The organism is Amycolatopsis sp. NPDC114503 (genome assembly GCF_055633655.1).
On record NZ_JBVKDT010000011.1, the window covers coordinates 41607 to 65738 of the forward strand.

27 protein-coding genes are annotated in these 24132 nt (G+C 69.7%); 26 read left to right on the plus strand and 1 reads right to left on the minus strand.

Features of this window, described 5'->3' with window-relative positions; all coding sequences use genetic code 11:
• Positions 1-598 precede the first annotated feature (598 nt).
• The 18 genes from ACZ7OI_RS36930 (at position 599) to ACZ7OI_RS37015 (ending at position 17636) form a co-directional block, all read left to right on the plus strand.
• Positions 599-2206, plus strand: a complete 1608-nt coding sequence (locus tag ACZ7OI_RS36930) for a DNA cytosine methyltransferase (RefSeq protein ID WP_470268734.1) — start codon at positions 599-601, stop codon at positions 2204-2206.
• 207 nt (positions 2207-2413) lie between these two features.
• Positions 2414-3301 carry a hypothetical protein gene (locus ACZ7OI_RS36935; protein WP_470268735.1) on the plus strand — a complete coding sequence of 296 codons (888 nt, stop codon included), beginning with the start codon at positions 2414-2416 and terminating at the stop codon, positions 3299-3301.
• A 108-nt stretch (positions 3302-3409) separates the two neighbouring features.
• Positions 3410-4702 carry a hypothetical protein gene (locus ACZ7OI_RS36940; RefSeq protein WP_470268736.1) on the plus strand — a complete coding sequence of 431 codons (1293 nt, stop codon included), beginning with the start codon at positions 3410-3412 and terminating at the stop codon, positions 4700-4702.
• A gap of 90 nt (positions 4703-4792) precedes the next feature.
• Positions 4793-5836 carry an adenine nucleotide alpha hydrolase family protein gene (locus tag ACZ7OI_RS36945; RefSeq protein WP_470268737.1) on the plus strand — a complete coding sequence of 348 codons (1044 nt, stop codon included), beginning with the start codon at positions 4793-4795 and terminating at the stop codon, positions 5834-5836.
• A gap of 287 nt (positions 5837-6123) precedes the next feature.
• A complete protein-coding gene (locus ACZ7OI_RS36950) occupies positions 6124-6636 on the plus strand; it encodes a hypothetical protein (protein ID WP_470268738.1) in 513 nt (170 codons plus the stop codon).
• A gap of 81 nt (positions 6637-6717) precedes the next feature.
• Positions 6718-7194, plus strand: coding sequence for a hypothetical protein (locus ACZ7OI_RS36955; RefSeq protein WP_470268739.1), 477 nt, complete (start codon positions 6718-6720; stop codon positions 7192-7194).
• A 252-nt stretch (positions 7195-7446) separates the two neighbouring features.
• Positions 7447-8199: a GP88 family protein gene (locus ACZ7OI_RS36960; RefSeq protein WP_470268740.1), complete on the plus strand. Its 753-nt coding sequence runs from the start codon at positions 7447-7449 to the stop codon at positions 8197-8199.
• Between the two features lie 151 nt (positions 8200-8350).
• Positions 8351-9520 (plus strand): DnaJ domain-containing protein, encoded by a 1170-nt coding sequence (locus ACZ7OI_RS36965; RefSeq protein WP_470268741.1) that lies wholly within the window; start codon positions 8351-8353, stop codon positions 9518-9520.
• A 272-nt stretch (positions 9521-9792) separates the two neighbouring features.
• Positions 9793-10026, plus strand: a complete 234-nt coding sequence (locus ACZ7OI_RS36970) for a hypothetical protein (protein WP_470268742.1) — start codon at positions 9793-9795, stop codon at positions 10024-10026.
• Between the two features lie 137 nt (positions 10027-10163).
• Positions 10164-10469, plus strand: coding sequence for a hypothetical protein (locus ACZ7OI_RS36975; protein ID WP_470268743.1), 306 nt, complete (start codon positions 10164-10166; stop codon positions 10467-10469).
• A 335-nt stretch (positions 10470-10804) separates the two neighbouring features.
• The gene (locus ACZ7OI_RS36980) at positions 10805-11860 is read left to right on the plus strand and encodes a hypothetical protein (RefSeq protein WP_470268744.1); all 1056 of its coding nucleotides are present in this window, start codon (positions 10805-10807) and stop codon (positions 11858-11860) included.
• 283 nt (positions 11861-12143) lie between these two features.
• On the plus strand, positions 12144-12620 hold the full coding sequence (locus ACZ7OI_RS36985) for a hypothetical protein (RefSeq protein ID WP_470268745.1): 477 nt from the start codon (positions 12144-12146) through the stop codon (positions 12618-12620).
• Between the two features lie 86 nt (positions 12621-12706).
• Positions 12707-13192, plus strand: coding sequence for a hypothetical protein (locus ACZ7OI_RS36990; RefSeq protein WP_470268746.1), 486 nt, complete (start codon positions 12707-12709; stop codon positions 13190-13192).
• Positions 13189-14400 (plus strand): hypothetical protein, encoded by a 1212-nt coding sequence (locus ACZ7OI_RS36995; RefSeq protein ID WP_470268747.1) that lies wholly within the window; start codon positions 13189-13191, stop codon positions 14398-14400. Before ACZ7OI_RS36990 ends, ACZ7OI_RS36995 begins: the two co-directional genes overlap by 4 nt.
• Before the next feature lie 144 nt (positions 14401-14544).
• Positions 14545-15468, plus strand: a complete 924-nt coding sequence (locus ACZ7OI_RS37000; RefSeq protein ID WP_470268748.1) for a hypothetical protein — start codon at positions 14545-14547, stop codon at positions 15466-15468.
• Positions 15469-15588: 120 nt separating this feature from the next.
• Complete coding sequence (locus tag ACZ7OI_RS37005) at positions 15589-16080, plus strand: hypothetical protein (protein ID WP_470268749.1); 492 nt, start codon at positions 15589-15591, stop codon at positions 16078-16080.
• Positions 16081-16228: 148 nt separating this feature from the next.
• The gene (locus ACZ7OI_RS37010; RefSeq protein WP_470268750.1) at positions 16229-16879 is read left to right on the plus strand and encodes a hypothetical protein; all 651 of its coding nucleotides are present in this window, start codon (positions 16229-16231) and stop codon (positions 16877-16879) included.
• A gap of 202 nt (positions 16880-17081) precedes the next feature.
• A complete protein-coding gene (locus tag ACZ7OI_RS37015) occupies positions 17082-17636 on the plus strand; it encodes a hypothetical protein (protein WP_470268751.1) in 555 nt (184 codons plus the stop codon).
• Between the two features lie 108 nt (positions 17637-17744).
• On the opposite strand, the gene ACZ7OI_RS37020 is transcribed toward ACZ7OI_RS37015, so the two are convergent.
• On the minus strand, positions 17745-18221 hold the full coding sequence (locus tag ACZ7OI_RS37020) for a hypothetical protein (protein WP_470268752.1): 477 nt from the start codon (positions 18219-18221) through the stop codon (positions 17745-17747).
• A 167-nt stretch (positions 18222-18388) separates the two neighbouring features.
• Between ACZ7OI_RS37020 and ACZ7OI_RS37025 the strand changes: the two genes are divergently transcribed.
• From ACZ7OI_RS37025 to ACZ7OI_RS37060, 8 genes are all read left to right on the plus strand, one after another.
• Positions 18389-18595, plus strand: a complete 207-nt coding sequence (locus ACZ7OI_RS37025) for a hypothetical protein (protein WP_470268753.1) — start codon at positions 18389-18391, stop codon at positions 18593-18595.
• Positions 18592-19470 carry a hypothetical protein gene (locus ACZ7OI_RS37030; RefSeq protein ID WP_470268754.1) on the plus strand — a complete coding sequence of 293 codons (879 nt, stop codon included), beginning with the start codon at positions 18592-18594 and terminating at the stop codon, positions 19468-19470. Before ACZ7OI_RS37025 ends, ACZ7OI_RS37030 begins: the two co-directional genes overlap by 4 nt.
• 54 nt (positions 19471-19524) lie before the next feature.
• Entirely contained in the window at positions 19525-19857 is a 333-nt protein-coding gene (locus ACZ7OI_RS37035; RefSeq protein WP_470268755.1) for a hypothetical protein, read from the plus strand.
• A 325-nt stretch (positions 19858-20182) separates the two neighbouring features.
• Positions 20183-20599 carry a hypothetical protein gene (locus tag ACZ7OI_RS37040; RefSeq protein WP_470268756.1) on the plus strand — a complete coding sequence of 139 codons (417 nt, stop codon included), beginning with the start codon at positions 20183-20185 and terminating at the stop codon, positions 20597-20599.
• 297 nt (positions 20600-20896) lie between these two features.
• Entirely contained in the window at positions 20897-21454 is a 558-nt protein-coding gene (locus ACZ7OI_RS37045) for a hypothetical protein (RefSeq protein ID WP_470268757.1), read from the plus strand.
• A 59-nt stretch (positions 21455-21513) separates the two neighbouring features.
• Positions 21514-22716 (plus strand): hypothetical protein, encoded by a 1203-nt coding sequence (locus ACZ7OI_RS37050; RefSeq protein ID WP_470268758.1) that lies wholly within the window; start codon positions 21514-21516, stop codon positions 22714-22716.
• Entirely contained in the window at positions 22713-22946 is a 234-nt protein-coding gene (locus ACZ7OI_RS37055) for a hypothetical protein (protein WP_470268759.1), read from the plus strand. Before ACZ7OI_RS37050 ends, ACZ7OI_RS37055 begins: the two co-directional genes overlap by 4 nt.
• 140 nt (positions 22947-23086) lie before the next feature.
• Positions 23087-23968: a hypothetical protein gene (locus ACZ7OI_RS37060; RefSeq protein WP_470268760.1), complete on the plus strand. Its 882-nt coding sequence runs from the start codon at positions 23087-23089 to the stop codon at positions 23966-23968.
• Positions 23969-24132: the final 164 nt, after the last annotated feature.

The following is a 24132-nucleotide window of genomic DNA, read 5'->3' on the forward strand; positions in this document are numbered from 1 at the left end:
AAACGATGCGCGATCCTTTCAACGCAACCTGCGCACGCGGACGCGGTCACTGTTCACGCCGCGCTCGCGAACTACGTTTCTCGCTGACCGTCCCGGCCCGCTGACTTTGCAGTCGGCGGGCCGTTCTGCGTTCGCGGCTCCGGCGGGCATCCCGGGGGACGGCATCGCCGGCCCGGATTCGCGGTGAAGTGCTGGGAGCGTCAGTCGTCGGGGTGCGGCTGAGCATCCGGAAGGCGAGTGTGGAGCGGGCCGAAACCCCGCCCGAAGACGGCGAAGGCTTGACAGGCCGATCCCGGGCCGCCCCACGCTCCAACAGATTGAACCATCCAAGGGCAGCGACCCCTGAAAGCTCAGCCCGCAGGATAGCACGGCGCCGGCCTCCCGAACCGCCCGCGCCCTCGCCCGCGGCATCGGCTCACCCGAATCCCGACGCTTTCGTTTTAGTCGGACTAAATCTGCATTCAAAAGAAAGCCGACACCTTCCTTTCCGTTGTTCTTGACGTATTTCCGCTAGATTTATTCATGTGAGGCCGGGGTGACGCCCGGCCGAGCGAAACAGATTGAATCCATTCAGCTCAAAGCGAAAGTGAGTACCCCTGTGCTCAGTTCGACCGACCTTTTCTGCGGTGCCGGTGGCGAAGCGCAAGGCGGAGCGGCGCATCCCTGGCTCCAGACCGTGTACGCCGCGAATCATTGGGAGCAGGCGATCGAGACGCATGCGGCCAATTTCCCGGACACCATTCACACCATTGTCAACATCTCCCAGGTCAATCCCCGGTTTTTCGCCACGACGGATCTGCTCTGGGCTTCTCCGGAGTGCACGAACCATTCGGGCGCCAAGGGCGTGAAACGCTCGCTGCAGCAAGACATGCTCCAGCCGGACATGTTCGGCGAGACGCTGCCGATCGAGGCCGCCGAGCGGTCGAGGGCGACGATGTGGGACGTCGTCCGGTTCACGGAATTCCACAGGTACCGGGCGATCGTCGTCGAAAACGTCGTCGAGGCCGTGCACTGGGTGATGTGGAAGGCGTGGATCTCCGCGATGCACGCCATGGGCTACAAGCACCACGTCGTCTACGCCAACAGCATGCACTTCCCGGGCGTGGTGACCGGCCGTGCGCCGCAGTCGCGGGACCGGATCTACGTCGTTTTCTGGCTCGCCGGGAACAACGCGCCGGACTTGCAGTTGCGCCCGCAGTCGTACTGCGGCTCGTGCGACGAGGTCGTGGAGGGCGTGCAGACCTTCAAGCGGCGCACGAAGGCGTGGCCGGAGGAGCGGTGGGGGCGCTTCGGCAAGCAGTACTACTACCGCTGCCCCAAGCGGTCCTGCCGCGGCGCCGAGGTGGCCCCGCTGGTCTCCCCCGCCGCCGCCGCGATCGACTGGTCGATGCCCGGCCAGCGCATCGGGGACCGGGACAAGCCGCTCAAGCCCGCGACCATGGCGCGCATCCGGCTCGGCCTGGAAAGGTTCGCCGTGGACCAGCTCGTCCCCGCCGGGGGCACCTGGAACAACGACCCGATGCCGGTCACCGACCCGATGCGGACCCGCACCACCCGCGACACCGAGGGCCTGCTCGGACTGCCCGACGGGGCCATGGTCGTCCCGACCGAAGGGCGCGAAGGCAAGCAGGCGGCGTCGGTGGGCTGGCCGATGCGCACGATGACCACCCGCGCCGAGACCGCGCTGCTGGTGCCCTACTACGGCACCGCCTCCAGCGCGACCCCGGCCAGCCAGCCGGTCGGCACTCTCACCACCCGCGACCGCTACGGCGTCGCGTTCGTGGCCACCCTGCGCGGCGGCGGCAGCAAGCGCGAGGTCCGGCCCGTGGACCATCCGCTCGCGGCGTTCTGCGCCAACGGATTCCATCACCTTTTGGTCCGCCACAACGGAACCCGAGGCGCCCGGGACGGCCAGATGTGCTCGCCGGTCTCCGAACCGGCCCGCACGCTGACCACCGGCGGCCACCAGAGCATCGTCGGGCACGAAATGCGTTCGAGGGTCGCGGTCGAGGACTGCACGTTCCGGATGCTCGAACCGCACGAGATCCAAGCCGCCATGGCTTTCCGCGAGGACTACGAGATGACCGGCAGCCGCCGCGCCAAGGCCAAACAGCTCGGGAACGCCGTCACTCCCCCGGCCGCCGAGTTCCTCTACGGCCGCATCGGCGAATCCCTGGGCTACCCGGTGTACGACCTCGCCGCGTAACCCGCCGCCCCGGGGGCGGCCGGAAACCCCGGCCGCCCCCGACTCCTATCCGCCCCCGAAAAAATGCGCACGAACAATTCCAGTGCGACGGAAAATCCCTATACAGCAACAGCTTCGCGTAAATTAATAGGTGTCGGAGCGGCCGGGAATGACACCCCAGAAATCTCCGGCGACAGATTGAACAATCCAGCAGAAAGGCCATTTACCGTGACCGTGCTCAATTTCCGCTCGTCCGCGATGGACGAGCGTCCCGACCCCGCCAACGCCGCCGTCGTACCCGGGGACGTTCCCGTCGCCCTGCTCGGCCTCCACGGCATCGAGCACCGCGCGGACGAGCCCCGGAACAGCACCGAAACCCCGGGCGACACGGTGATCCGCGACGTCCGGTTCGCACCCCGGAGCCTCACCAGGCTGCAGGTCGGCGTGGTCACCCACCCCGGCCTGGAAACGTCCCACGGGACCGGGCTGGTCGTGCTCAGCCCCGGCGAGCGCGAAACCCTGATCGCGAAACTGATCGAGCATCGAGAGTTCTGCGCAAACAAGGTGGCCGAGGGCGTGAACCGCTATCTGCCTGAGGGACCGTTGACCTGCGCGGAGGTCGCGCTCGCGCGCTACCTGGGCACGCGAGAGCTGCGGCAACACCGGGCCGCCGCTATCTACGCGGCCGGGCTGGTCTCCGGACAGGTCGAGCCCCTGACCGACTGGCTTCCCTACGAGCCGCTGGCCGCCGCGCTCGGCTGCCCCGTCGACGTCACCGTCGAGCTCGGCACCGACGAAGGCTGGGAACCCGAGTCCGGGCCGCGAGCCGCCCGGCCCGGCGCGCCCCGCGCCCTCGGCTACCACTGGTGGCGGCTGGGCATCGGCCTCGTGCACGGCCTGGCCGACGGCTTGATCTTCGACCCGACGACCGGAGCGTCCTTCGGCGAGAAGAGCACCGTGAACGAGCCCGTGGAAATTCCCGAGCGCCTGTTCGCCGACAGCGGGACGACGGTGTCGGAGTTCGCCCGCGCCTACAGCGGCGACGTGCTGGCCGCCGCCGCCGGGTTCGTGCGCGCCACCCGCGCGCGCGGACGCGCCTACCTCCCCGGCAGCTAGCCCCTCCCGGTGCTGGCCCGCCACGGCGGGCCAGCACCGGCCCCCGCTTTCTTCCCCGGCCGTGCGCGCGACGCGCCCGGCCCCCGACTCCCGCGAAGGACGACCAGCGTGACGACTGCACCCGCGACAACCTCCTGGCCCGTGACCAACGAGCACGGCGACGTGCTCGCCTTGCTGACCCGCGACGACGGAGACCTGGACGAGGCGTTCGTCTGGGCTCCGCCCGACGTCGAGCACCGCGACCCCTCGACGTTCGTCACCGTGACCCTCGACGACGGCGAACGGCGCGCCGCCCGATCCGGCAGCCTCGCGCTCTACGCCCCGCCGATCGGCGAGCACGACCGCCCGGCCGACCTGGACGAACTCGAACTGTGGGCGCCCGCCTGCGCCTACTGCGACGCCGCCCTCGACCCCGTACTGCGCTACCCCACCGCCATCGGCTCGGCCCGCGAGAGCCGGATCTGCCCGGCCCACCCGCTCGCCGACCGGCCGCGACCCCACCAGGCGAAGTTCCGGATCTGGAACGCGCGCACCGCGGCGACCCTCGCCGCGGATCCGGCCAGCGGCCTCGGCCGTCACCTGCGCTCCCGCGAACTCCGGATCGCCCGCGCAGGCGAGCACCCTGTGCCGAGCCAGGCAAGCACCACGGTTCCTGTCGCGGCCCTCTCCGCGCAGCAGCAGACGATCGCCGTGCAGCTGGCCAAGAAGAAGGTCGAGAACGCGGCCGCCGAACTCAACGGCGTCGCGGCCGCCGCGATCGCGGCGCGGCTGCGCACGATGTTCCCGCACGCCGCCACGGCCTACGTGGACCTGGGCGGCTGGTTCGAAGACCGCATGCCGGCCCTCCTGTACGCGGTCTACGGACCGGGCCGTGTTCCCGTTCCCCTGTGGCACGACCACATCCACGGCGCAGAAGCGCCGACCGGCCGGGAACCGCACGCGTGGCGGCGCTGCCGTGAGTCCGTCGAGTCCATCGTGGACCAGGTGCTTGCGGTGGCGAACCCCGAAACCGCCGGATGGCCCCACCGTGACAGGGTCGCCGACTACGCCGCCGCGTTCCCCGGCGACCGGATCTACGAGATCGCGTTCCCTCCGGAGCAGGACCGGCCGGGCCCGCAGACCTCGCCGGATCCGGTCTCCGATTCCGGCGGGCGGTACCGGTCGGCGGTCGAGCAGGCCCTGCGCGACGGGCGGCACGACCTCGCGCCCTACCTCACCGCCGTCTGCCCGGAATGCATGGACGGCAACCGTCTCACGCACGAATTCACCGACCCGGACGCCGATCCGATGGGCCGCAGCTACCTGGTGATCGGCTGCGAGGGCTACCGGGTGGTCGACCCCCGTCTCGTGGGCATCGACGCCCCCGGCTGGCACGACTGGACCACCGAACCCGGCACCTAGCACGCGTCCCCCGCGCCCGGTCGCAGCCGCCCCGGCCCGGCCGGGCGCCATCCCCGCAGCCGCATCCCGCTGGCCGAAGGAGATCGACCCATGCCCCAGCTCACTTTGCTCGACCCCGCCCGGCGGATGATCACGCCCGCCGACGAGCCGGACCTGTCCGACTACGACCTGATCCTGATAGGACTGTCCGGCAAGGACGCGCACGCCGCGATGGACGTCACCCTCGCCCGGGCGCGCGCGGCCGGGATCGGCGACCGCGTGTGGACCGTGCACGCCGACCTTGGACTGATGGAAGCCCCCGGCGCCTGGTTCGAGGGCCGCTACTACCCGAGCAACCGCGAACTGGTCGCCCGGCAGGCCGCCGCCTACGGTCTGCGCCCCGACCGGCACATCCAGACCCACCGCACCGTCCGCGACGGCGGAACCTGGCGCGAGCAGACCCTCATCGAGATGGTCGCGATGACCGGCAAGTTCCCCGACGCGGCCCGCCGCTGGTGCACCAGCGACCTGAAGTCGTCCAAGATCTCGGCCGCGCTCACCCCGCTGGTCCGCGCCCTGCGCCCCGCCCTCGGACGACCGGTGCGGATCCTCAACGTCCTGGGCATCCGCGCCGAGGAAAGCCCCCGCCGCGCGGGCCGACCGACCTACCGGTGCACCGCCTCGAACAGCCAGCGCCACGTCGACGAGCACCTCCCGGTGCACCACTTCAGCACCGCACAGGTCTGGCGGACCATCCTCGACAGCGGCGTGCCCTACCACTGGTGGTACGACAGCGCGCCCGGCCGCGGCGACCGCGCCGGCGCACGCCGCCTGTCCTGCTCCCTGTGCGTCCTGGGCAGCCGCCACGAATGCGTGCTCGCAGCGCGGCGGCGGCCGCGCCTGGCCGCGCTCTACGACGAAGTCGAACGGCGCACTGGGCACCGGTTCAAACTCGACCTGCCCATGTCGCGGGTGCTGGAACTGGCCGCAGCGCCCGGCGGACCGGAACCGGGCATCGTCCTGACCGAACAAACCCCCGAATTCGACGCGCTCGTCGCCCGCGTCCGCGCCAGCCTCGACCAGCCGGGACGGCGCCCGGGCGGCACCGCGCACACCGCCGACCCGGCCTGCCTGTCCTGCACCGGCTGCGGATAGCCGCCAGGACGCGTGCGGCCGGGCTCTGCGCCCGGAGCCCGGCCGCACGCGTGGTCGCCGCTCGTCCAGGATTCCCGGACGCTGCGGCAGCCCCAGAAACGCACACGAGAAGAACCCCGCTGGCCGTTCGCATTCCGGATCAGCTCGGGCCAATATAAATTTTGCGGAGAAATCCGTTCGGCGCATCGAAATGCGTCGCATGTCGACGTGAATAGTCCCGTCGGTGCGGACATCGAATGGCAGGGCGCGAAATCCCAGGCCGCCCAGCACGATCACAGGAGAACCTCATGGGAAGAGACATCGGATTTGCCAACCTCTCCTACGGCTACGACCTCGGCGGACAGAAATACGGCTGGCGGGTGAAGGAAGTCGAGGAGAAGAACCGGCTGACCGCAGAATGGTACGAGGAGGACCACGGCGAGGACGACGGATTCGCCACCCAGGTCGCGTGGCGCTTGCTCGCGAAGATGGCCGGGCTCGACGTCACAGGCGAGCAGACCGTCGACGAGCCGTTCGTTGCTCAGCTGTACCCCGACGGGCTGTACATGGACGAGGCACTGCAAGAGATCCTCGGCCTCGAGGTCGGCGAGTACGGCAGCGAGGCACGGCCCTCGTATGTGCTCACGGCGCGGTCGTCCCTCGCGGTCGCGCAGAACCCGGCCGTGGTGGAGCCCGCCGCTCTGGCCGACCGGGCCGACCTCGAACGCTGCGACCGCCGACTCGCGGACGCGCTGACCGCGCTGGGCCTCACCCCGCTCCAGGACCGGCCCCGCTGGCTGCTCCTGGCCAGCTGGGGCTGACCCCCGAGCCGCAGCCCGCACCCGCGCTCCGGGACGCGCTGCGCCGCAACACCGAACCCATCGATCACAAAAGGAGAACCCATGGGAAACAGAGCCAGTGCCCTGCTCGTCTACGGCTACAACCTCGGCGGCGGCGAAGACGGCTGGCAGGTGGAGCAGGTCGACGAGTACGAGGAACTGAGCATTCGCTGGCACGACGACGGAGGAGAGGACGACGGCTTCGTCGAAGCGGCCGAGAACCGCCTTCTCGCGGAACTGGCCGGGTTCACCGAAACCGACCCGCAGGCCGACGGGTACAGCGACCGCGAATGCGCGGCGCGAGAGTCCCTGAGGGTGGAGATCGAGATGCACGGGGACTACGCAGACACCGCCTATGCGCTCGCGGCGAAAGTCGTCAGGGTTGAGCCTGGCAAGGCGGTCGAACTCAGCCTCGCCGAGCTGGGCGGCCCGGCCGACCTCGCCGACTGGGACCGTCAGCTCGCCGCGGCCCTTGCCGCGCTGGGCCTGACGCCGCTCCAGGACCGGCCTCGCTGGCTGCTGCTGGCCTACTACGGCTGACAGGCGCAGGCGCCGCGGTGCTCGCGGCCGGGCTCCGCACGGCGGAGCCCGGCCGCGCATCGTTGCCGACCTTCCCTCCGGACGGGGACGGCAGCTCGCATTCCCGAAATGCTCGCGAAACAAGAAAACTCCTCTTTCTGCTTTTCCTGTTGCGTCCGGATTGTCTAAGTTGGTCTTGACGGCGAAATGAGGGTGACGCCTCGGACGCCGCGACAGATTGAGCCAATCCAGCAGTTCGGAAGGCGAACTCCAGTGAACGATGAACCAGGCCGCGCGCAGCGTCCGGCGCGGCTCTTGACCCAGAACAGCCAGCTGAAAGCCATCGGCGTGTGGAATTGGACGATTCCCGCGTGGGCCGGTCGTTTCGAGGACGGCCAAACCTACAACACGTGTCCCAGTGCGGGCATTTGCAGCAAGGTCTGCTACGCCCGTTCCGGGGCATATTTGTGGCCGCAAGTGCGCGCAAAACACCAGGCGAACCTGCGATTCGTTCTGGACGACCCGGACGGCTTCGAAGAAGCGATGATAGCCGAACTCGGCGCGCGCCGCTTCCACGGGAAATGGGTCCGCGTGCATGACGCGGGCGACTTTTTTTCCGACGGCTACACGCTCCGCTGGATGCGGATCATGCGCGCCCGCCCCGACACCTACTTCTATTGCTACACCAAGGAACTCGACCGGTTCCGGCGGCTCGTCGCCCCCGACCCGCCGCCGAATTTCCTGTGGACCTTCTCTCTCGGCGGCACCCAGGACGCCGACCTCGACCCGGAGACCGACCGGATGGCCGACGTCTTCCCCTCGGAGGAGGCGATCGCGGCGGCCGGGTGGCACTCGCAGCTCGGCGACGATCGCCTTGCCGTGCTCGGCGAGGCACCGGTGGGAATGTCTGCCAACCGGATCCCGAAATTCCTGAAACTCCTGGCCGGCCGCCGGTTCAGCGAATGGCAGGCACAAGAGAACGAACGCCGCGCGGCGAAGAAGAACCGAGGGCCCAAGATTGAGTAAGAAATCTGTTCCGGAATGGACATTTCCGCCCGGAGTCGTTTTTTTCTCGCGTACGCGACCGTACGGTAGGTGATGTCGGCGGAGCGAGGGTGACGCCCCGCTCCGCCGCACCGGATTGAACTTGTCCGCAATACCCGAAGGGTAATTCCTCATGACCTCGAACACCGCTGGCCCCTGGGCCGCTCCCAGGCACCTGACCGATCTGGAACGCCGAGTCGTCGCCGCGCAGGAGACGATCGACCAGGCCGGCGCCGAACGTGCCCACTGGATCCTCCAGCACGCCTACGCGACACTGCGCGAGCAGTTCCCCGCCGCGACCTCGGCGGTCGTGCACACCGGACTGCGGCGCACCCTCAGCGCCTGGATCGTCAGCGTGAACGCCGGGGCGGACCCGCTGTGGACCGCCGCCGAGGCCGCGTCCGCGATCGACGCCCCGAACGCGACCGACGAGGTCATGGAGGAGGTCGGCTGGCAGATCGACAACGCGCTCCAGTACCACGCGGCGGAAACCCTGCTCGGCTGGTCACCGAAGGCCGACGAGCCCGGGCGCTACGTCCTCGACCTGGCCGCCGTGCCGACCGTGCCCGCCCGGGACCGGCTGGACAGCATCCCCGCCGGGGTCCTCCGGGTGGTGCGGCAGACCGTGGACACGTGGCCGTGGCAGGTCGCCCTCGCAGCCCGCGAGTACTGCCGCGGCCTGGTCGAAGCCCGCTGCGTGCCGCTCGGCACGACCGCCGAGCGGGAAGAGGCGCCCGCGGTGCTCGCCAGCACCGTCGCCCCCGGCGACCGCGTCGAGTTCGCCACGCTGACCGCCGCACACTGGAAGGACGGCATCGCCTACGTGCACGGCCTCGCCTCCGGTGCGGTCGAGGACCGGGAAACCGGGGAAGGATACGGCCCCGCCTATTCCCTGGACAGTGTCGTCCCGATCCTCCCGTTTTCCCTGGAGCTGAACGGTGTCAGCCTGCACGAGGTTTCCGTGGCGTTCGGCGGCGACGTCCGCCTGGTCGCCCTGGCCATCGCGGACCCGCACGGCACCGTGTCGACGGCAGACCCCGACCGAGGACTGCCGGACTTCTATGGACTGCCGAACTTCTACGAGCGGCTCGGCCTGCCCCAATACCGCGTCCTGAACCGCGACGAGATCGACAGCGCGTACCGCGAGCTCGTGCGCTCCCTGCGCCCGGACCTCGACCCGACCGCCTGCGCCTGGCAGCACGCCGCCGTCAAGTACGACCTCGCGCAGACAGCCAAGGCGTACCAGGTCCTCAGCGATCCCGTCGCCCGCGCCCGCTACGACCGCGAAATCCGACCGTTCTGAGACCCGCGCGGCAGGTCGGACGTCGCCGACGTCCGACCTGCCGCGCAGCCGTTCCCGCCGCACGGTCCGTACCCGGGAAACGAACCGGCGATTCCTCGAAACGCGGTACGAGAATCTGCTTCCTTTTAAAATATGCGGTCCCGGAAAGCCGCTGATTCGCGGATACGGTCGTAATGTTCGAGGTGTCGGCGGGGCAGAGCGGAGACCCGCGCGATCCGGTCCCGATTCAAATCGACCCTTTTATCTCCGTCGCACAATCCGTTGGAGAACCGATGACTCACGTAATCCCGCACGAGCGGGCCGACGATTCCGATCAGCCGCCGGGCATCGACCAGTACTCGGACGACCTGCCGGACGAGGAGAGCGCCGCGCACAGGGTGAACGCCTTCATCGAGGCTTACGGCGACGGGTCCGTGCACCCGCACGTGATGCCTGAGCTCGAGGGCAAGATGCCGCCGCTGTTCACCCGCGACCTGGAGGCGCTGACCAAGGCGGTGCTGGAGTGAAGATCCGCGCCGGGCGGAGAACACGGCGCCGACGCCGCGGCGGGAAGGCCGGACCGGCGCTCTCCCGCGCGCCGAACTGTGCCGAGCGCTGGCGGCCCAAGCAGAATGATCCGTATATTCGAGAAGGGGGAAACCGCATGTCAACCACCACGATGGAACTGTCCGAAGCCGACATCGCCCTGGCAGCAGAGGCTCTGGGGGTCGCCGCCGCGATCAATGACTCCGGCGGCCGAGGCGAGGTTGCTCAGGCGATGAAGGCGCTGCGCGAGCGCTTCCTCGACCAGTCCGCCGGCAAGATCGCCCAGCACGGGAGCGGTGCCCCGGCCGACCGGTTCCCGCGCTCGTCGCCGCCCGGCGAGGTCGTCAACTACATCGGCGACGGCGTGAGCCCGGGGGCCAACGTGCTCCAGGGCCGCGACGTAAACGGCAACGTCTACTTGTAGCAGGCGAAACCAGAGTTCCGAGTTCGTCCCCGGGCCGGTGCCGCGTCGCGGCGCCGGCCCGCTGGCGTTCCCCGCAGGCGGCCGACGACGCACGCGCCCTCGGCCGCCCGGGCCGCATCGACGCGCATCCGCCATATGCGGCCGGGGGTGACGAGGCCAAAGACCGGCACATTCCCTGAAAAGGAAAATCTGTTTTCAGTTTTATTTTCTGCGCGCGGAATTTCGTTGAGTCGCGAGATCGAATGTAGAGTATGAGGTGTCGGCAGGGCGGGAGTGACGTCCCGTTTCGCCGAAACAGATTGAACCCATCCACGAGATCGAAGGAACCGTTTCCCGTGAATTCGCCAGATATCGCCGCCTGCCGCCCGCTGGAGTCCGTCGCGGTACTCGACCAGCGTTCCTCCAGCGCGCACGCCGCAGTCCAGCAAACGGTCAAGGAACACGCCCACTGGACGCTGCAACACGCCTACGCGCTGCTGCGCGCGGAGTTCCCCGCCGCGACCCACCTGCTGGTCGAAGCGATCGACGGAACCGCCGGACCTGACTGCCGGATCATTAGCGTGAGCGCGGGCGAAGACAGCCTGGGAGCCGACCTGTGGAGCTCCGACACCAGCACCGGCCGCGACGACGCGGACGGCACGATCGCCGAGATCGACTCGCTGTTCGACGAGGTGGCGCGGTACCAGGAGCCGGATCTTCTGCCCGGTTGGCGGCTCGAGAATCGCGATGCAGCGTTCTACGTCGCGGTGCTGGACGCCCTTCCTCCCGCGCTCAACACCAGCAACGACAACGGCCTGGCGTCTGAGGTCGCGCCAGGAATTCTAGGACTGCTCGTCGAGACGTCCGAGTTATGGAGCCGGGAAACCCGCCGCGCCGCGCGCGAGTACTCGCGCGGCCTGGTCGAAGGCCGCTACCCGCCGCTTGACTCCATCGCCGAGTGGGCAACGGTTCCCGCGCAGCTGGGCCATCCCGTTCCCCAGGAAGGCTTTTTCGACTACGGCGATTACGGCCAGCTCGGCGCCGAGGACTGGCGCAGCGGCATCACCACCGTGCACGGCCTGGCCGCAGGCGTGGTCAAGTGCTGGGGAATCCCGGAGAGCTACGGAACCCACGACGACCTCCGAGCCCGCGTCCGCTTCGTCCAAGCGTCCCTGCGCGCGCACGGCGTGAGCCTGCGCGACGTCGCCGAGGCGTTCGTCGGCGACGTTCGTTTCGCCGCGGCAGCCCTCACACACGGCGCTGCGACGACAGACGGCGAACGGCCTGCAGTTCCACAGGGCCAGATTCGCCCGGGGCGGCACTCCGAAACAGACCCGGCCCCCTTCACGCCGGACGAGTTCCGTGCGGAAGAGGCGCTCGACGCCTACCTGGCTGGTTGCCCGGACGCCTGACGGGGTGGCCGGCGGGTGCCGGGGATCAAGCCCCCGGCACCCGGCAAAAGCGAAGAAGGACCAGAGCACGGCGAACGCAAAGCGGCGCACCGCACCACCGACGAGCCCTGCCCCGGGGCCGCGTGGCCCGCCCCGCGAACGCGTGCGACTCGCTCGCCGTCGGTGGCCTGAGCCGGTTGTCGCCCACGGTCTGAGCATCCCCGTTCGACCCGATCCGTGGCGGGCCGGGCCGAGTGCTGGCCCGCCACGTTCCCCGAACACGATCCCGCGAGGAGAAAGTTCCATGTCCGAGACGCTGTCGCAGAACCTGATCGCCCGGTTCGCCGCCCCCGACTGCAATCTTCTCGATCTGCTTCTCGATCTCGACGACGCCGGATGGGAGGAGTACCTCCGCTACGTTTCTCCGCCCTGCGACGTCTTTTCGGGCGCAGGGGGCCACGACGCGGCCAACCACTGGGCTCTCGCCGTGCGCTCCGCGACGCCGCGCGAGGACACGCCGCGATGCCCGGCAGACGGCGCACCGCCGCGTCCGGCCGACGAGGACAGCCCTGCGGCCGCCGAAGTGCGGGCGCGGTGGCACAGGGTCACGACGAGGACGGCCCGGCGGGCCGGAGGGTGGACCGTCGCCCCGCGTCTGGCCGAATGGTTCGCCGCACTGGGGTTCGAGGACAAGCCGCTCGGTGGTGAGCGGGCGGCCCGCGTCGCGAACCTGTTCGACGCGCGGCCCGATGACCTGCTCTGGACCTCGCCCACGCTCTGAGCATCCCCCGCTCGACCCGCCTTTGTGGCGGGCCGGATCCGGCCCGCCACAAAGGCCGAAACCCCATCCAGCAAAGGAGAAGACCCATGTCCGAGACGCCGCTGCAGAAGCTGCTCGCACTGGCCGCCGAACTCGGCCTCGACCCGATCGACCTCGACATGATCGTCCACGAACTGCACAGCCTGCCCGCCAGCGACGTCAACAACGGCGGACTCGAAACGCAGATCCCCTACATCCTGACCTGCGTCGGCTACGCCGAAGCAGAACAGATGCTCCGCGACGCGGCCCCGGACAGCGCGGATCCGTCCCCGACGGCGGACCACGCGGCCGCCGATCGCGAGCCGGTCGCTGCGGACGCCACGCAGGTGCGCGACGCCGACACCGCAGTGCCGCGTCTGGCCGACGACCACAGCCCGGCGGCCGCCGAGGTGCAGGCGCTGTGGCGCGAGATCACGACGACAATGGCCGGACCGGACGGCCGGTGGCCCGCCCAGGACGTCACCCAGCGCCTCGCCGACTGGTTCGCCGGACACGGCTTCGAGGACCAGCCGCTCGGCGGTGAGCAGGAATGACCCGGCCCGCCAACGTGTGCATCAGCTTCGGCATGGGGCTGGACAGCGCCAAGATCATCCACGAGTACATGACCGTGCCCGGCGCACGCGACTTCGACTGGTCGAGCTGCGTGGCGGTGACGGCCATGACCGGAGACGAGTACGCGGCGACCGAGGACGCCATGAACCAGGTCGTGCTGCCGTGGTTCCGCGAAGTCGGGTTGCGCTACGTCCAGATCGCCCGAGCGGGGCAGCCCAAATCGGCCGGGTATGAAATTCTCGATGATTCGACCTCGCCCCGGCGGATGTTCATGCGCGGCAACCATTGGCGACTGTCGGACGAGCTGCTGCGCGCCGGGACCGTGCCGCAGGTCGCCCACGGCAAGCGGATCTGCTCCGCCCGCGCGAAAGGCGACTCGCTCGACGCGTTCATGGCCGACGAGATCGCCGCCGGTCGCCTCGCTCCCGATTTCCGGCACGTCATCGGGTTCTCGGCCGACGAGCAGGCGCGGGCGCTGCGGGATTCCACCTACGGCACCAATTCCCGCCGCCCCGAGTACCCGCTGATCACGTGGGACTACGACCGCCAGGGGTGCGACGCGCTGCTGGAGGAGGCCCTCGGGTTCCGGTACCCGCGAAGTTGCTGCGTGTGGTGTCCGTTTCAGTTTTCGGCGACGGACCGTGCCGAGCTGGTCGCTCGGTGGCGGGCCGAGCCGGACGCCGGCGCGCGAGCGTTGGCCGTCGCCCGGCACGGGCTCGCGCTCAACTCGAGGATGCTGCTGTTCGGGTCGGTCGGCGCGCACGAGGTGGCGTACCGGGAGAATCTGCACGACGTCGCCGACCTCTACGACGAGTGGGAGCGGGCCGTGCCCGCCTGGTCGGTCTACGAGGTCCGCCGCGGCATCGACGCCCGCAAGAACGGCGCAGGCCGCGACCCCGGGCTCAAGGGCAGCCCGTGGCGCAGCGTCAAGACCGTCGCGACGGCCGCCGAGTACGGCGAAGCCCGCGAGGCGCTCGCCGAGGTGGCGCGCGAGCGCCGCGTCGACGTCGAGCGGACCGGGAAAGAAGGCATCGAACGCGCGTGGCTGCGCCGATTCCCCACCGTCAAGCGCTACCCGATGACCGAGCATTTCTACGTCATCAGCGAAGCCGGAGCCGACGACAAAAAACGGCCCGGGTTCGAGACCAAGTGGCAGTCTTTCACCCAGCCGGAACTCGTCGCCGCATAAATGCTCACGAAATCTTTTTAATGTTTCCGGACGGCCTCGATTGCCGTTCGCTGGAATAGAGTCAAGGGCAGCGGCCGAGGCCGGGGGTGACGCCCCGGAAATCGCCGCGACAGATTGAACGCATTCACTTTAGGAGACACCCCGATGGTTGAGCACGAGGACGCACCTATCACCCGCGCCTGTACCTGCGGCGCCGAACCCGGCGAGCCGTGCACTCCGCTGTGCGACGAGGTCGTCAACGACTTCAGCGCGGCCGACCTGGTGCCGGTCGCGGACGCGCACCGGACGTACGCGGTGAAGCACTGCCCGCGCTGCCTCGGCGGCGGCCGGGATCGCGCCGAGCGCGACCCAGCCGTGTTCTGCCGGTGCGTGCGGGACTGGATCGACGTCCTGGACCTGCGCGCCGACGAACTGCTGGACAGCGCCGACGAGGCGTACGGGGAAGGAGGGTTGGTCGAGCACGTGCGGGTCACCAAACTGGCCGTGCGGTGGCGGACCCTCGGGCTGGCGGCCGCCTTGCGGGAGACCGGTCACAACGCCCGCGCCGACGTCCTGGCCGGGATCGTGCGCGTCACGACCGTGTTCGGCGCCGTGCGCATCGCGCTCACCGCCAGCGGGCTCCACGTCAAGCGCACCGACGGCACCGAATGGGACTGGCACCGGGGCTACGAAGACGGCAAGGCCCGCCCGCTGGCCATGGCTGCCCGCTCAGTGATCCCCGAACTCGCGGCCCGCTCCGGAAGGATGCTGTGGATCGCCGCCGCCGTCGCGAAGCCCGGCCACGTCTTCCGGCGGCCCGAGGTGCTCGACGTCTATCCGAGCGGCGAGGCCGACGGCTCGCTTTGCCGTCACACCGCGACCGTGCCGATCGGCGACTGCTGCTCCGAGGCCCGCGCGAAACGCGCAGCGCAACGTCTGGACATCCCGGGCGCCAGGGTCGTCGTCGGGGCTTTCCCCGTCCCGGCTGAAGTTCTCCAGAGCCGGGCGCGCGTTGAAAACGCGGCACAGCAAGCGATCGGCGCCATTGCCGTGCACCTCTGGGGCGGAGAACTAGCTATCCGCGTCTAGGCAGGCCCGCAGCGACCAAGCGGGGGTTCGGCGCAGAGCCCAACCCCCGCCCCCCGCGCGCAGACGTCCGGGCCCGGCAGGTCCGCCCCGCCCGAAAGACCGCCAGAGAAGGAACCGCGAATGTTCAAGCTGTACATCACCGAGGTCATCTGGAAGAAGAAGGATCCGGACGACGAGGTCGTCCGGATCACCGACGACTACCAGTCATCCGAGGACATGATCGAAGACCTCCTCGCCATGGGTTACACCGAAGAGGACGTCAAGACGATCCGCAGCGGATGCCCGCGCGGCCGGATCACGGCCGGAAACGGCGACGACATCGAATGGTCGGACACCGAATACCGGGGCGAGACAGCCGTTTCCGAACTGACCCTCCCGGCAGGACGGCTCGACCAGATCGCCGACGCAGCCAAGCGGGACGTCGCGAAATGGATCGAATCGGGCCAGTTGCCCGACACCGTCCTCTTCTGGGGCGACGTGTGCCTCGACTACAGCCTCGGCGGTCTGGACACAGTCGAGAACAACGACGTCGAAGGCGCTGACTACTTCTACATCCGAGACCAGGTCGAGAACTGGCTGTGGGACGGTCGCCCGTCGGTCCAGGACAAGTAGCACCACGGGCGCGTCCGGGCATCCGAGGCCCGGCGTCCGCCACTGCGAATGCAGCTCGCCACCCGAGCGGGGGCACGTCGCGTCCCTCGCCCTCCCCCCGCGGTTCTTCGCCATTCCCCATTTGTCGCCGACAAGGAGACGACCTGCCATGACCGGATCCACCCATGCCGCCGCCGCGATTCACGACTGCCCGCCCTATCGGGTGCCCGCCGTGCTCGCCGCCCTGCGCGATTTCGGCTACCTCTACGGCGGCGAGGACGCCTCCACCGACCTGCACCTGGGCATGTGGTTCAAAGCTCATCCCGAGTCCTGGCTCATGGGCCGCGACTTCGCGCACTCGCTCATGAAGTCCGCCCCGGAAGCGGCGTTCACGGCATACGACGCGCCCAGGGACGGCGAACCGGGAGAGATCAACACCTACGTCCACGGCCTCGGCTTGTTCAGCGCCCCCTGCGATCGCCTCGGAGAGCCGCAGATCGCCCGGTCCGTCTGGTTGAAGCTGGCGGCACAGCCCGCCGCCGACTGGGAGCGCGCTATCGGCCTGCCGTGGTTGAGCGCGACGTCCCGCTTCCGCAGTCGCACCGTCGCCGCACCGCCGCGGCTCGCCGCGCGCTGGTCCCGCCCCGGGCCTCTCGTCGTAGTCGACGACACCGGCGAAGACCTGACCGTCCCCGGACCGGTCGAGACGAAGGAAGACGCCGAAGACGCGTTCACGCGACTGGGCCTGCTGCAAGTCGGGGACTGGCGACCGCTCGACGACACCTGCCAGGTCCTGCTGGCCGACGTCTACCGCCGCTAGGCGCCCACCGCAGGCCCGCCGCCGACGACAGGGACCCGCGAGAGATCGACAGTTCCGGGAAATATGCGCACGAATCCGGAAAGCGGTCCCGATAATCGTTTTCTCCGCGTCAGTGCGGATATTGTTTTGGCAGTGGCACGGCCCGGGGTGACGACCCGGAATCCGCCGCAACAGATTGAACCCATTCAGCACAGGAGCGACAATGCGCATCCAGCCTTCTTACCTCTCGTCCTCGAACGCCAGTGCGCTGTTCAACTCCGCGTACGCGGACCTGCCCAAAAACACCCGGACGGTGTTGGCGCTCTACGTCGAGCGTTTCCCGGGCGAGCCAGACTTCCAGGAGCGGCCTTTCGAGGTGGTCTGGATGACCGACGCGACTGCGCTCGCGCCGTGCGACCGGTGCGCCGGGCGCACCGCGAGCGTCGACCCCGGCCGCTGCTGCCCCGGAATCGAAGTCAACTTGCAGCAAGCCCACCGGCTGCTCGGCGAGCTGCTCGGCCAGCCTGTGGCGCTGCGGGAGTTCGACGTCGACGACCGGATCATCGACAACGGCATCCACGACGACAGCGCCGCCCGCCACGTCGAGAACATGCTGCGCAGCGCCTGGAATGACGGGGCGATCGGCTTCGCCGAGGACGCGATCGACTTCGCCGACCTGATGGACCGGTGGGACGGGGACCACGATCCCCTCCACGAGCGGGCGGCCCTCACGGCTCACGCCGGGGACTTGCCCCGCGAGCTCCGCCGGGCCGCCTGACCGCACCGAACAGACGGGGTTGTCCCCGGCACGCGCCGGGGGCAACCCCGTTTCCGATGTCCGGGCCCCGTGGTCGAAACAGGCCAGGCCCGCTGCGATGAGCCTCGCTCACGCAGATCGGGGCAGCGGATCCTCCGACTCGGCACCGGACCGCGACCGCGTCCCCGGCTCGGGACCGGCCGTCGCGGACGCGGCGCCGGCGTCCGGTTTCGGCGCGGGCTGCTTGTGCGCCCCCGCGCGCGGCGGCGGAGGCTGCTCGGCCTTCCGCAGGTCCTTCGGCGTCCAGCCGACTTCTCTCGCCGCGCTGTACGCCGCGCGCCAGGCTTCGGCGCGCCGGACCATCTCGTCCCGCGCCTCTTCGCGGCGCAGGCCGATCTGTTCGTCGGCCTTGGCCTGGATCTTCGCGAGCCGTTTCCTCGTTCGTTCGCGGATTTTCGCGATTTCGTTGTCCGCCTTCGCCTGGACCGACTCGTGGTCGCGGGCGGCGTCGGCGGCTCTGGCCAGTGCCACGAGTGCGTTCCGGCGCGGCGCGAGCGCCTTGTCCGCCAGCGCTTCCGCGCGTTTCTTCCGTTGTGTTTCCCCCATGCGCCCGATCGTAGGCCGAAAGCGCGCACGCTTCACCGGAGAACTGCGCCGAGCAGGCCAAACACCACCGCGACCGGTATAGTTATTGGTGTCGGGGTCGGGGGTGACGCCCCGGTTCACCGGCCAGATTGAACCGGAATCCAGCACCTGAAAGCGAGCACCGAATCATGGAACCCATTGACATGTTCTGCGGCGAACGAGGCGGGTCGTCGGAACCCCTCTTCACGACGTGGCTCGACGACATGGCCTCGCTCGGCTACAGCGTCGCCACGACGCGGCGGGCCGCTTTGACGGCGCCGTCGCGGGTCCGCGTCTTGGAGGGGCGCGCGGTCGACGAGCGCTGCCTGCGCATCGTCCGGGAGGGCCTGCGATGAGCGAGTACGTTCTCGCCGCCGAGCGCGGCGTCGACCTCTACGCCCTCTGGTCCGGCAACGACGGCGTCCCGATCGCTGTCGGCACCCGCGCGCAGATCATCGACAGCCCGGCCGCCAGCGGCGTGCCGCGGCTCGGTATCGAGCACGCGCTCGACATCGCCGCGCAGCTCGGCTCCAGCAACCTCCGCGAAGCCGGCTTCTGGGACGGCGAGGCGATCGCGGCCGACCACAACCGCGCGCTGCTGCCCCGGGACCTGGTCGGCGACTACCTCCGGGCGTGGCTGATCGGAGACCGCGATCGATGCGCCGAGCTGCTGGACTACCCCGGCGGGCCGACAGCGCGCCAGGCCCCCGCCGACGACGAACCCGGAGAAGACGAGGAGGAGCCGAGCGCATTCGAGCCGATCGTCCTCAGCGGCCCGCCGACGACGATCTCCCTGCCGGGCGCCACTGTCGAAGCTGACCTCCGCGTGCTGCGCGGCTTCCGCGAGCACGGCACCATCAACGCGATCCGCGATGCCACCGACGGCGGCCGGGCATGCATCACCCGGCACGCCGTGACCGCGCCGGTCATAGACCTCACGACCGCGACCGGGTTGCGGCTGATCCTCCGCAGCAGCAGCAACCCCTACTACCCCGGCTACGAGCTCTGGCACGTCACCTCCGTGTTCGGCAAACACGTCCCTCTCGGCCGCACCGGCACCCTGCGCATCCACGACTACCGGGACCTGCCGCTGGACGAGGCCGACGCGGCTCGCCTCGACAGCGTCCTGGACCAGCTCTGGGCGGAAGTCGCCTACGCGTGGCAGGCGGTGCTCACCGCGACGGTCCCGACGCTCGCCGCCCAATTCACCGCCGCCGCCCGCCATGCCTGAACCGCCACGCGGGCCGTCCCCCCTCCCCCGACAAGACTGAGGAGAACTCCGAGGATGACCACCGCCGACGGAGAGGCGGCCGCACCGACGCGGCTGGCCGATTACGTGCCCTTGTTCGACGTCGCCTCTGCCCTGCCGCTCGACCACGACCCGTTCATGTTCGGGGAGTGCGGCGAACGGTGCCGTTGCGCGCCGGACAGCGCCGAGGGCGAATTCCTCGTGTCCAGCTCGCAGCGGCGCGACGAGATCCGCGCGCTTCTGGCCGCAGACGGGAAAACGGCCGAGGTGTGCGGCCCGTGCAACGCCCTCGTGTTCGCCGCCTCCGACGAAGACCGGGCACGCTTCCAGGCCGAGCACGCGGACTGCGCCTGGCACTCCGTGAAGTAGCGTCCGAGACCGCGTGAAGAAAGGCCCGGCACCCCGGCGCAACGGGGTGCCGGGCCTTTCTTCACGCTCCGGCGCCCGGAAATGCACACGACTCCGATGGGCGGCGTCCGGAACGCTCTCGCCGGTAAAACCTCGCGGTAGGGTTTCATCAACGGCGATTCCGGGACTGGCTTCCCGGCCCGTTCCGAGCATCGAATAGCGCCAGGCGGCAGTGTCCGCCTTTCCGCGTTCCCAGTCTGCGCAATCCTGCGCGACCGCACCGCTTCCGACAGGGCAAAGGCATCGGGGTCGCCTGGCGGCCCCGGACGGCAAAAGGAGAATCACGATGACATCCACTCTCGCAGAGAAGGTCGCGCACTTCGGCTCGACCTCCTATGTGCTGGACGTCCCCGAATCCGTCGAGTACACGCGGCGGATGGAAACCGCCTGCAACTACGACACCTTCATGATCGATGCCGGACGGTACCCGGTGACCCTGACCCGCAACGGCAGGCCCTGGAATCCCGACCCGGACGTGCCCACCCCGGGCTACCTCGCCAACGTCGGCCCGGAGTACGCCGTGGTGACGGCGGAGGCCACCCACACCTACCAGTACATCGTGAACCGACTGTTCACCGCCTCCAGCGTGGAGCAGTCCTACCCCGACGAGCGGACCACCGTGACCGATTCGGTTTATGCCTACCTGGTCAAGGACGGGCAGCCCGGCCCGTTCACCGGTTCGGTCTTCCGGCGGCAGGCGTAGCTTTCCCGCCCGCGTCAACGCCCGGCGCCCCGGCAGACGGGGCGCCGGGCTTTCTTCATGCAGCGCGGAGCCCGGAAATGCGCACGATTTCGATCCGCTACGGCAATACCGCTCTCGGCAGGCAATTGCCGCTGTAGGGTTTCATCAGCGGCCGATGCCGGGAGGGAAATCCTGGAATAACCGCCGCGCATCGAATCCCATTACTCCTGAAAGGTGTGACCGTTGGCCAGCGCGCCTGAAAAAATCCCCATTCGCGTCCGACCGAATGAAACGCTCGTCCAGTCGGGCGGTGCCCCGTTGTTCCCCGCCCAGACCGCAGACCCCGACAGATCCCCCGGGTTCCGGCGAGCGGTAGCCGAGTGGATCGCCATCCGCCTGAACGCCACGTGGCTGCACGGCAGCAACCCGCGGCGCCGGGCCGAGTGGCACGACGACGCGCTCCGGCTCGTCGAAACCGAGTACGAGCACGACGCGGGCTACCAACCCGAGCAGATCCGCCCCGACGGGCACGGCCTGTACCGCATCTCCCACCCGTGGGAATGGGCCGAGGCCGACCTGTCCGTCCCCGCCGGCGCGGCCGCTGTCCCGCTGCCCGCCTACACCGTCACCGCCCTCGCGGCGTTTGCGTCCGACCGGGAACCCGCCGACTACACCGACGCCGAGAAACGGGCGCTGCTCGATCACGTCGCGGACGGCGACCGGGACCTGCGCTGGCGCGCGCGGCTGGCCGCCGAGGCGACCGCCGAGCAGCTGGTGCGCATCGCCCACGGCGGCCCGGGCCCGGACATCTGTCCGCACGGGTGCGACGGCCTCTACTGCCGCCCGGACGCCCGGACCGACCGCTGCGGGCTCTGACCCCGGCCGTTCCCGCCTCCATTCCCGTCAACCACCGTTCTGCCAAGGAGCAACCAGCAATGTCGTTCGCGCACCCCGCCCGCGTGGCACTGCCGCCCCGGCCCGACACGGCCGACTACGAATTCGCCCCCAACGGAACCCTGCGGGCCGTAGGCCGGACAGCCCTGCTGCGAGGCCAGAAAATCAGCGTGAGGGCACGTCCTGCGCAACCCGGCGGCTGGCCGGTCGTGTTCACCGCGGCCAGCGCCCGCGCCGCGGCGGCGCAGCTTCTCGCCTGCGTCCACCGGCTTCGCGGCATCACCGCTCCGGCGGAGATCTGGATCGAGCCGCTCGCGCCCACTGCGCGCACCGCCACCGCCTCGCGCTGGTCGCCGGAGACCGGCGACCTGGGGCTGCACTACGTCGCGCCGTTCACCGGGTTTCTCGACTTCCCCGCGACCGGGACGCCGCGCCTCCTGAGCGAGCAGGACGCCGAATGGTGGGCGCGCGCCCTGCTCGGACTCGCCCGCGAACTCGACCACTCCCACACCATCGCCGCCCACGCCGTCCTCACCGACCGGGCAGACGAAGACGTCACCGCCATCCTCCGGCGCTCGATCCTCCACGAACGCGGCTTCCTCGCCGAGGACGTCCGCAGGTACGCCGGGGAGATCCTCGAAGAGCTCGACGACATCGACAGCCGCCGCGCCGAAGAACGGCGCGTGTCTGCCCTCGGCCGCGCCCACCTGGACCTGCGCGCCAGCCTCGACGCCGCCTACCTCTACGACGCCGACACCATCGGCCACCAGGACGTCGCCCACCTCATCTACGAACTGGGCCGACGGCACGGTGTGCCCGTCACCGCTCTCACCGCCCAGTCGTTGGTCGTGCTCGACGAACTCCCGCCCGGGACCGAGCTGACCGAGGACCAATGGATCCGGGTCGCCCGGACAACGGAAATGCTCGGGTTGATCGACCGAGCCAACGTCCTGATCCGCGACCTTGCGCTGGTCAACGTGAGCGTCGCGCTCCGCCAGGCCGGAATCCTCTGCCGGGGCAACGGGAACTGCTGCGACACCGTCCTCGCCGGACCTGTTTCCCAGACGTGGGGATTCTGCGCTGAATGCAGGCCCGCGACGCTGGCTGAGGCGTTGGAGATGGGCTGCATCGACCAGGCGACGCACGATCTCCCGAGCAGCCACGACGGCGGGTGCCGCCGCTGCCAGCTTCCGCTGCGGCCAGGCGAGCGAGCCGGGCGCGACACCGCCGGGGCGACCCGGTGAACCGCCGGGCCCGCAGCCCGCAGGAGCGAGCCAACCACCGGTTTCTGGTCGCCAACGCCGTGTTCGTTCCCGTCCAAATCCTGGCGACCGCCGCCGCGTTCACGACACGCGACCGGGGCGTCCTGATCGCCCTGGGCAGCATCATGGTCCTCGTCGCCGGCCCCACGTTCGTCCTCGCCGTCCTCGCGATCCGCGAAGACCTCCGCGCCCGCCGACGACGCCGCGACTGACGACGCCGCGACTGACGACGAACAGCCCGCCAGCCCCGTCCCGGCTGGCAGGCAATGCGCACAGGGACAGAACGGCGCAGGCCACGGGAGTGACGCCCCGCGACCGGCAACAGATTGAACGCATCCGCAGGAGACCCGATATGAACAGCAAGCCCCCGCCCGACCCCGACGAGCAAGAGCAGCTGGTCCACTGGTCGCACACCGGCATCCACGCCCCGACCGTCCTGAAAGTCCGGCGGTACACGGACCAGCGGCTCCCTCGCGGCGGTGTGTCCTTCACCGCCGAGATCCACCATCCCCGGCTGAAGTTCATCGGGAAGGTGTGGAACGACGGGGTCGGCGGTCCCACCCGCTTCGAGCCCAGCGACGGCGAGCGGTTCGGCTGGCGGGAAATGCGCGACTACGTCAGCCGCTGCCGCCGGGATGGCGAGCCGCTCCCCCGCGAGGTCTTGCTCGAGGCCGTGCTGGAAGAACACGACGTCGCGGAAATGGTCCGCGCCATGCGGCGGAACAACACCACGTTGGTCCGCGAGTTCAGGCCCGCGACCCCCGACGGCGGCAAGGCGCGGCGCGGCTTCCCGATCGAACTGCACCGGATCGCAGCCTTACGGGCAGACCGGGAGCTCCGGATCCAGATCCTCGCCGAGGATCCGGGCACCCGGCTTAAGTTCGGAGGCGACTGGCAGATGTTCAACGGACGCGAGTGGACGCCCCTCCTCGCCCCGCAAACCCTCACCCAGGATCAGATCCAGGCGAAGATGGAGACGATCCGCGGCTGGGCGGGCGAGCGAGGCGCCGCCGTGGACGGGCTCGACGGCAGCACCGTCGACTCGCATCCCCGCTTTCTCTACTACGTCCTCGCCAGCGACGGGCTTCCCGTCGACAGCCGTGCCTGGTGCGCCTGCCGGATCGGCCCCCGTGCCCCGCTGGCCAGGTTCGAGTACTGGTCCGACGACGGGCTGATCGCCTCCGGGCAGGCCCACGCGGTGGAGAAGTGCCGCAAGCTCGTGGCCCTCGACTAGCCGCCCGCCCCCTGCCGTGCCCGGGCCGGGCCGCCCGTTCCACCGGGGCGGCCCGGCCCTCTTCCGTTGCGCCCCAAGGACGACAGCGGCTGGATCCCGCGTCCGGGCGGGCCCGGGGAGACCGCCGGGGCGGGCATCCCGCACCGGGCAGCCGGAAACGCACA

Bases quoted from the DNA above. Each gene is read 5' to 3' on its own strand.
- ACZ7OI_RS36970 (WP_470268742.1), top strand. From the start codon at position 9,793: ATGACTCACGTAATCCCGCACGAGCGGGCCGACGATTCCGATCAGCCG.
- ACZ7OI_RS37035 (WP_470268755.1), top strand. From the start codon at position 19,525: ATGACCACCGCCGACGGAGAGGCGGCCGCACCGACGCGGCTGGCCGAT.
- ACZ7OI_RS37040 (WP_470268756.1), top strand. From the start codon at position 20,183: ATGACATCCACTCTCGCAGAGAAGGTCGCGCACTTCGGCTCGACCTCC.
- ACZ7OI_RS37005 (WP_470268749.1), top strand. From the start codon at position 15,589: ATGTTCAAGCTGTACATCACCGAGGTCATCTGGAAGAAGAAGGATCCG.
- ACZ7OI_RS37015 (WP_470268751.1), top strand. From the start codon at position 17,082: ATGCGCATCCAGCCTTCTTACCTCTCGTCCTCGAACGCCAGTGCGCTG.
- ACZ7OI_RS37060 (WP_470268760.1), top strand. From the start codon at position 23,087: ATGAACAGCAAGCCCCCGCCCGACCCCGACGAGCAAGAGCAGCTGGTC.
- ACZ7OI_RS37010 (WP_470268750.1), top strand. From the start codon at position 16,229: ATGACCGGATCCACCCATGCCGCCGCCGCGATTCACGACTGCCCGCCC.
- ACZ7OI_RS36985 (WP_470268745.1), top strand. From the start codon at position 12,144: ATGTCCGAGACGCTGTCGCAGAACCTGATCGCCCGGTTCGCCGCCCCC.
- ACZ7OI_RS36945 (WP_470268737.1), top strand. From the start codon at position 4,793: ATGCCCCAGCTCACTTTGCTCGACCCCGCCCGGCGGATGATCACGCCC.
- ACZ7OI_RS37030 (WP_470268754.1), top strand. From the start codon at position 18,592: ATGAGCGAGTACGTTCTCGCCGCCGAGCGCGGCGTCGACCTCTACGCC.
- ACZ7OI_RS37050 (WP_470268758.1), top strand. From the start codon at position 21,514: ATGTCGTTCGCGCACCCCGCCCGCGTGGCACTGCCGCCCCGGCCCGAC.
- ACZ7OI_RS37025 (WP_470268753.1), top strand. From the start codon at position 18,389: ATGGAACCCATTGACATGTTCTGCGGCGAACGAGGCGGGTCGTCGGAA.
- ACZ7OI_RS36975 (WP_470268743.1), top strand. From the start codon at position 10,164: ATGTCAACCACCACGATGGAACTGTCCGAAGCCGACATCGCCCTGGCA.
- ACZ7OI_RS36990 (WP_470268746.1), top strand. From the start codon at position 12,707: ATGTCCGAGACGCCGCTGCAGAAGCTGCTCGCACTGGCCGCCGAACTC.
- ACZ7OI_RS37020 (WP_470268752.1), bottom strand. From the start codon at position 18,221: ATGGGGGAAACACAACGGAAGAAACGCGCGGAAGCGCTGGCGGACAAG.
- ACZ7OI_RS36965 (WP_470268741.1), top strand. From the start codon at position 8,351: ATGACCTCGAACACCGCTGGCCCCTGGGCCGCTCCCAGGCACCTGACC.
- ACZ7OI_RS36995 (WP_470268747.1), top strand. From the start codon at position 13,189: ATGACCCGGCCCGCCAACGTGTGCATCAGCTTCGGCATGGGGCTGGAC.
- ACZ7OI_RS36950 (WP_470268738.1), top strand. From the start codon at position 6,124: ATGGGAAGAGACATCGGATTTGCCAACCTCTCCTACGGCTACGACCTC.
- ACZ7OI_RS37000 (WP_470268748.1), top strand. From the start codon at position 14,545: ATGGTTGAGCACGAGGACGCACCTATCACCCGCGCCTGTACCTGCGGC.
- ACZ7OI_RS36955 (WP_470268739.1), top strand. From the start codon at position 6,718: ATGGGAAACAGAGCCAGTGCCCTGCTCGTCTACGGCTACAACCTCGGC.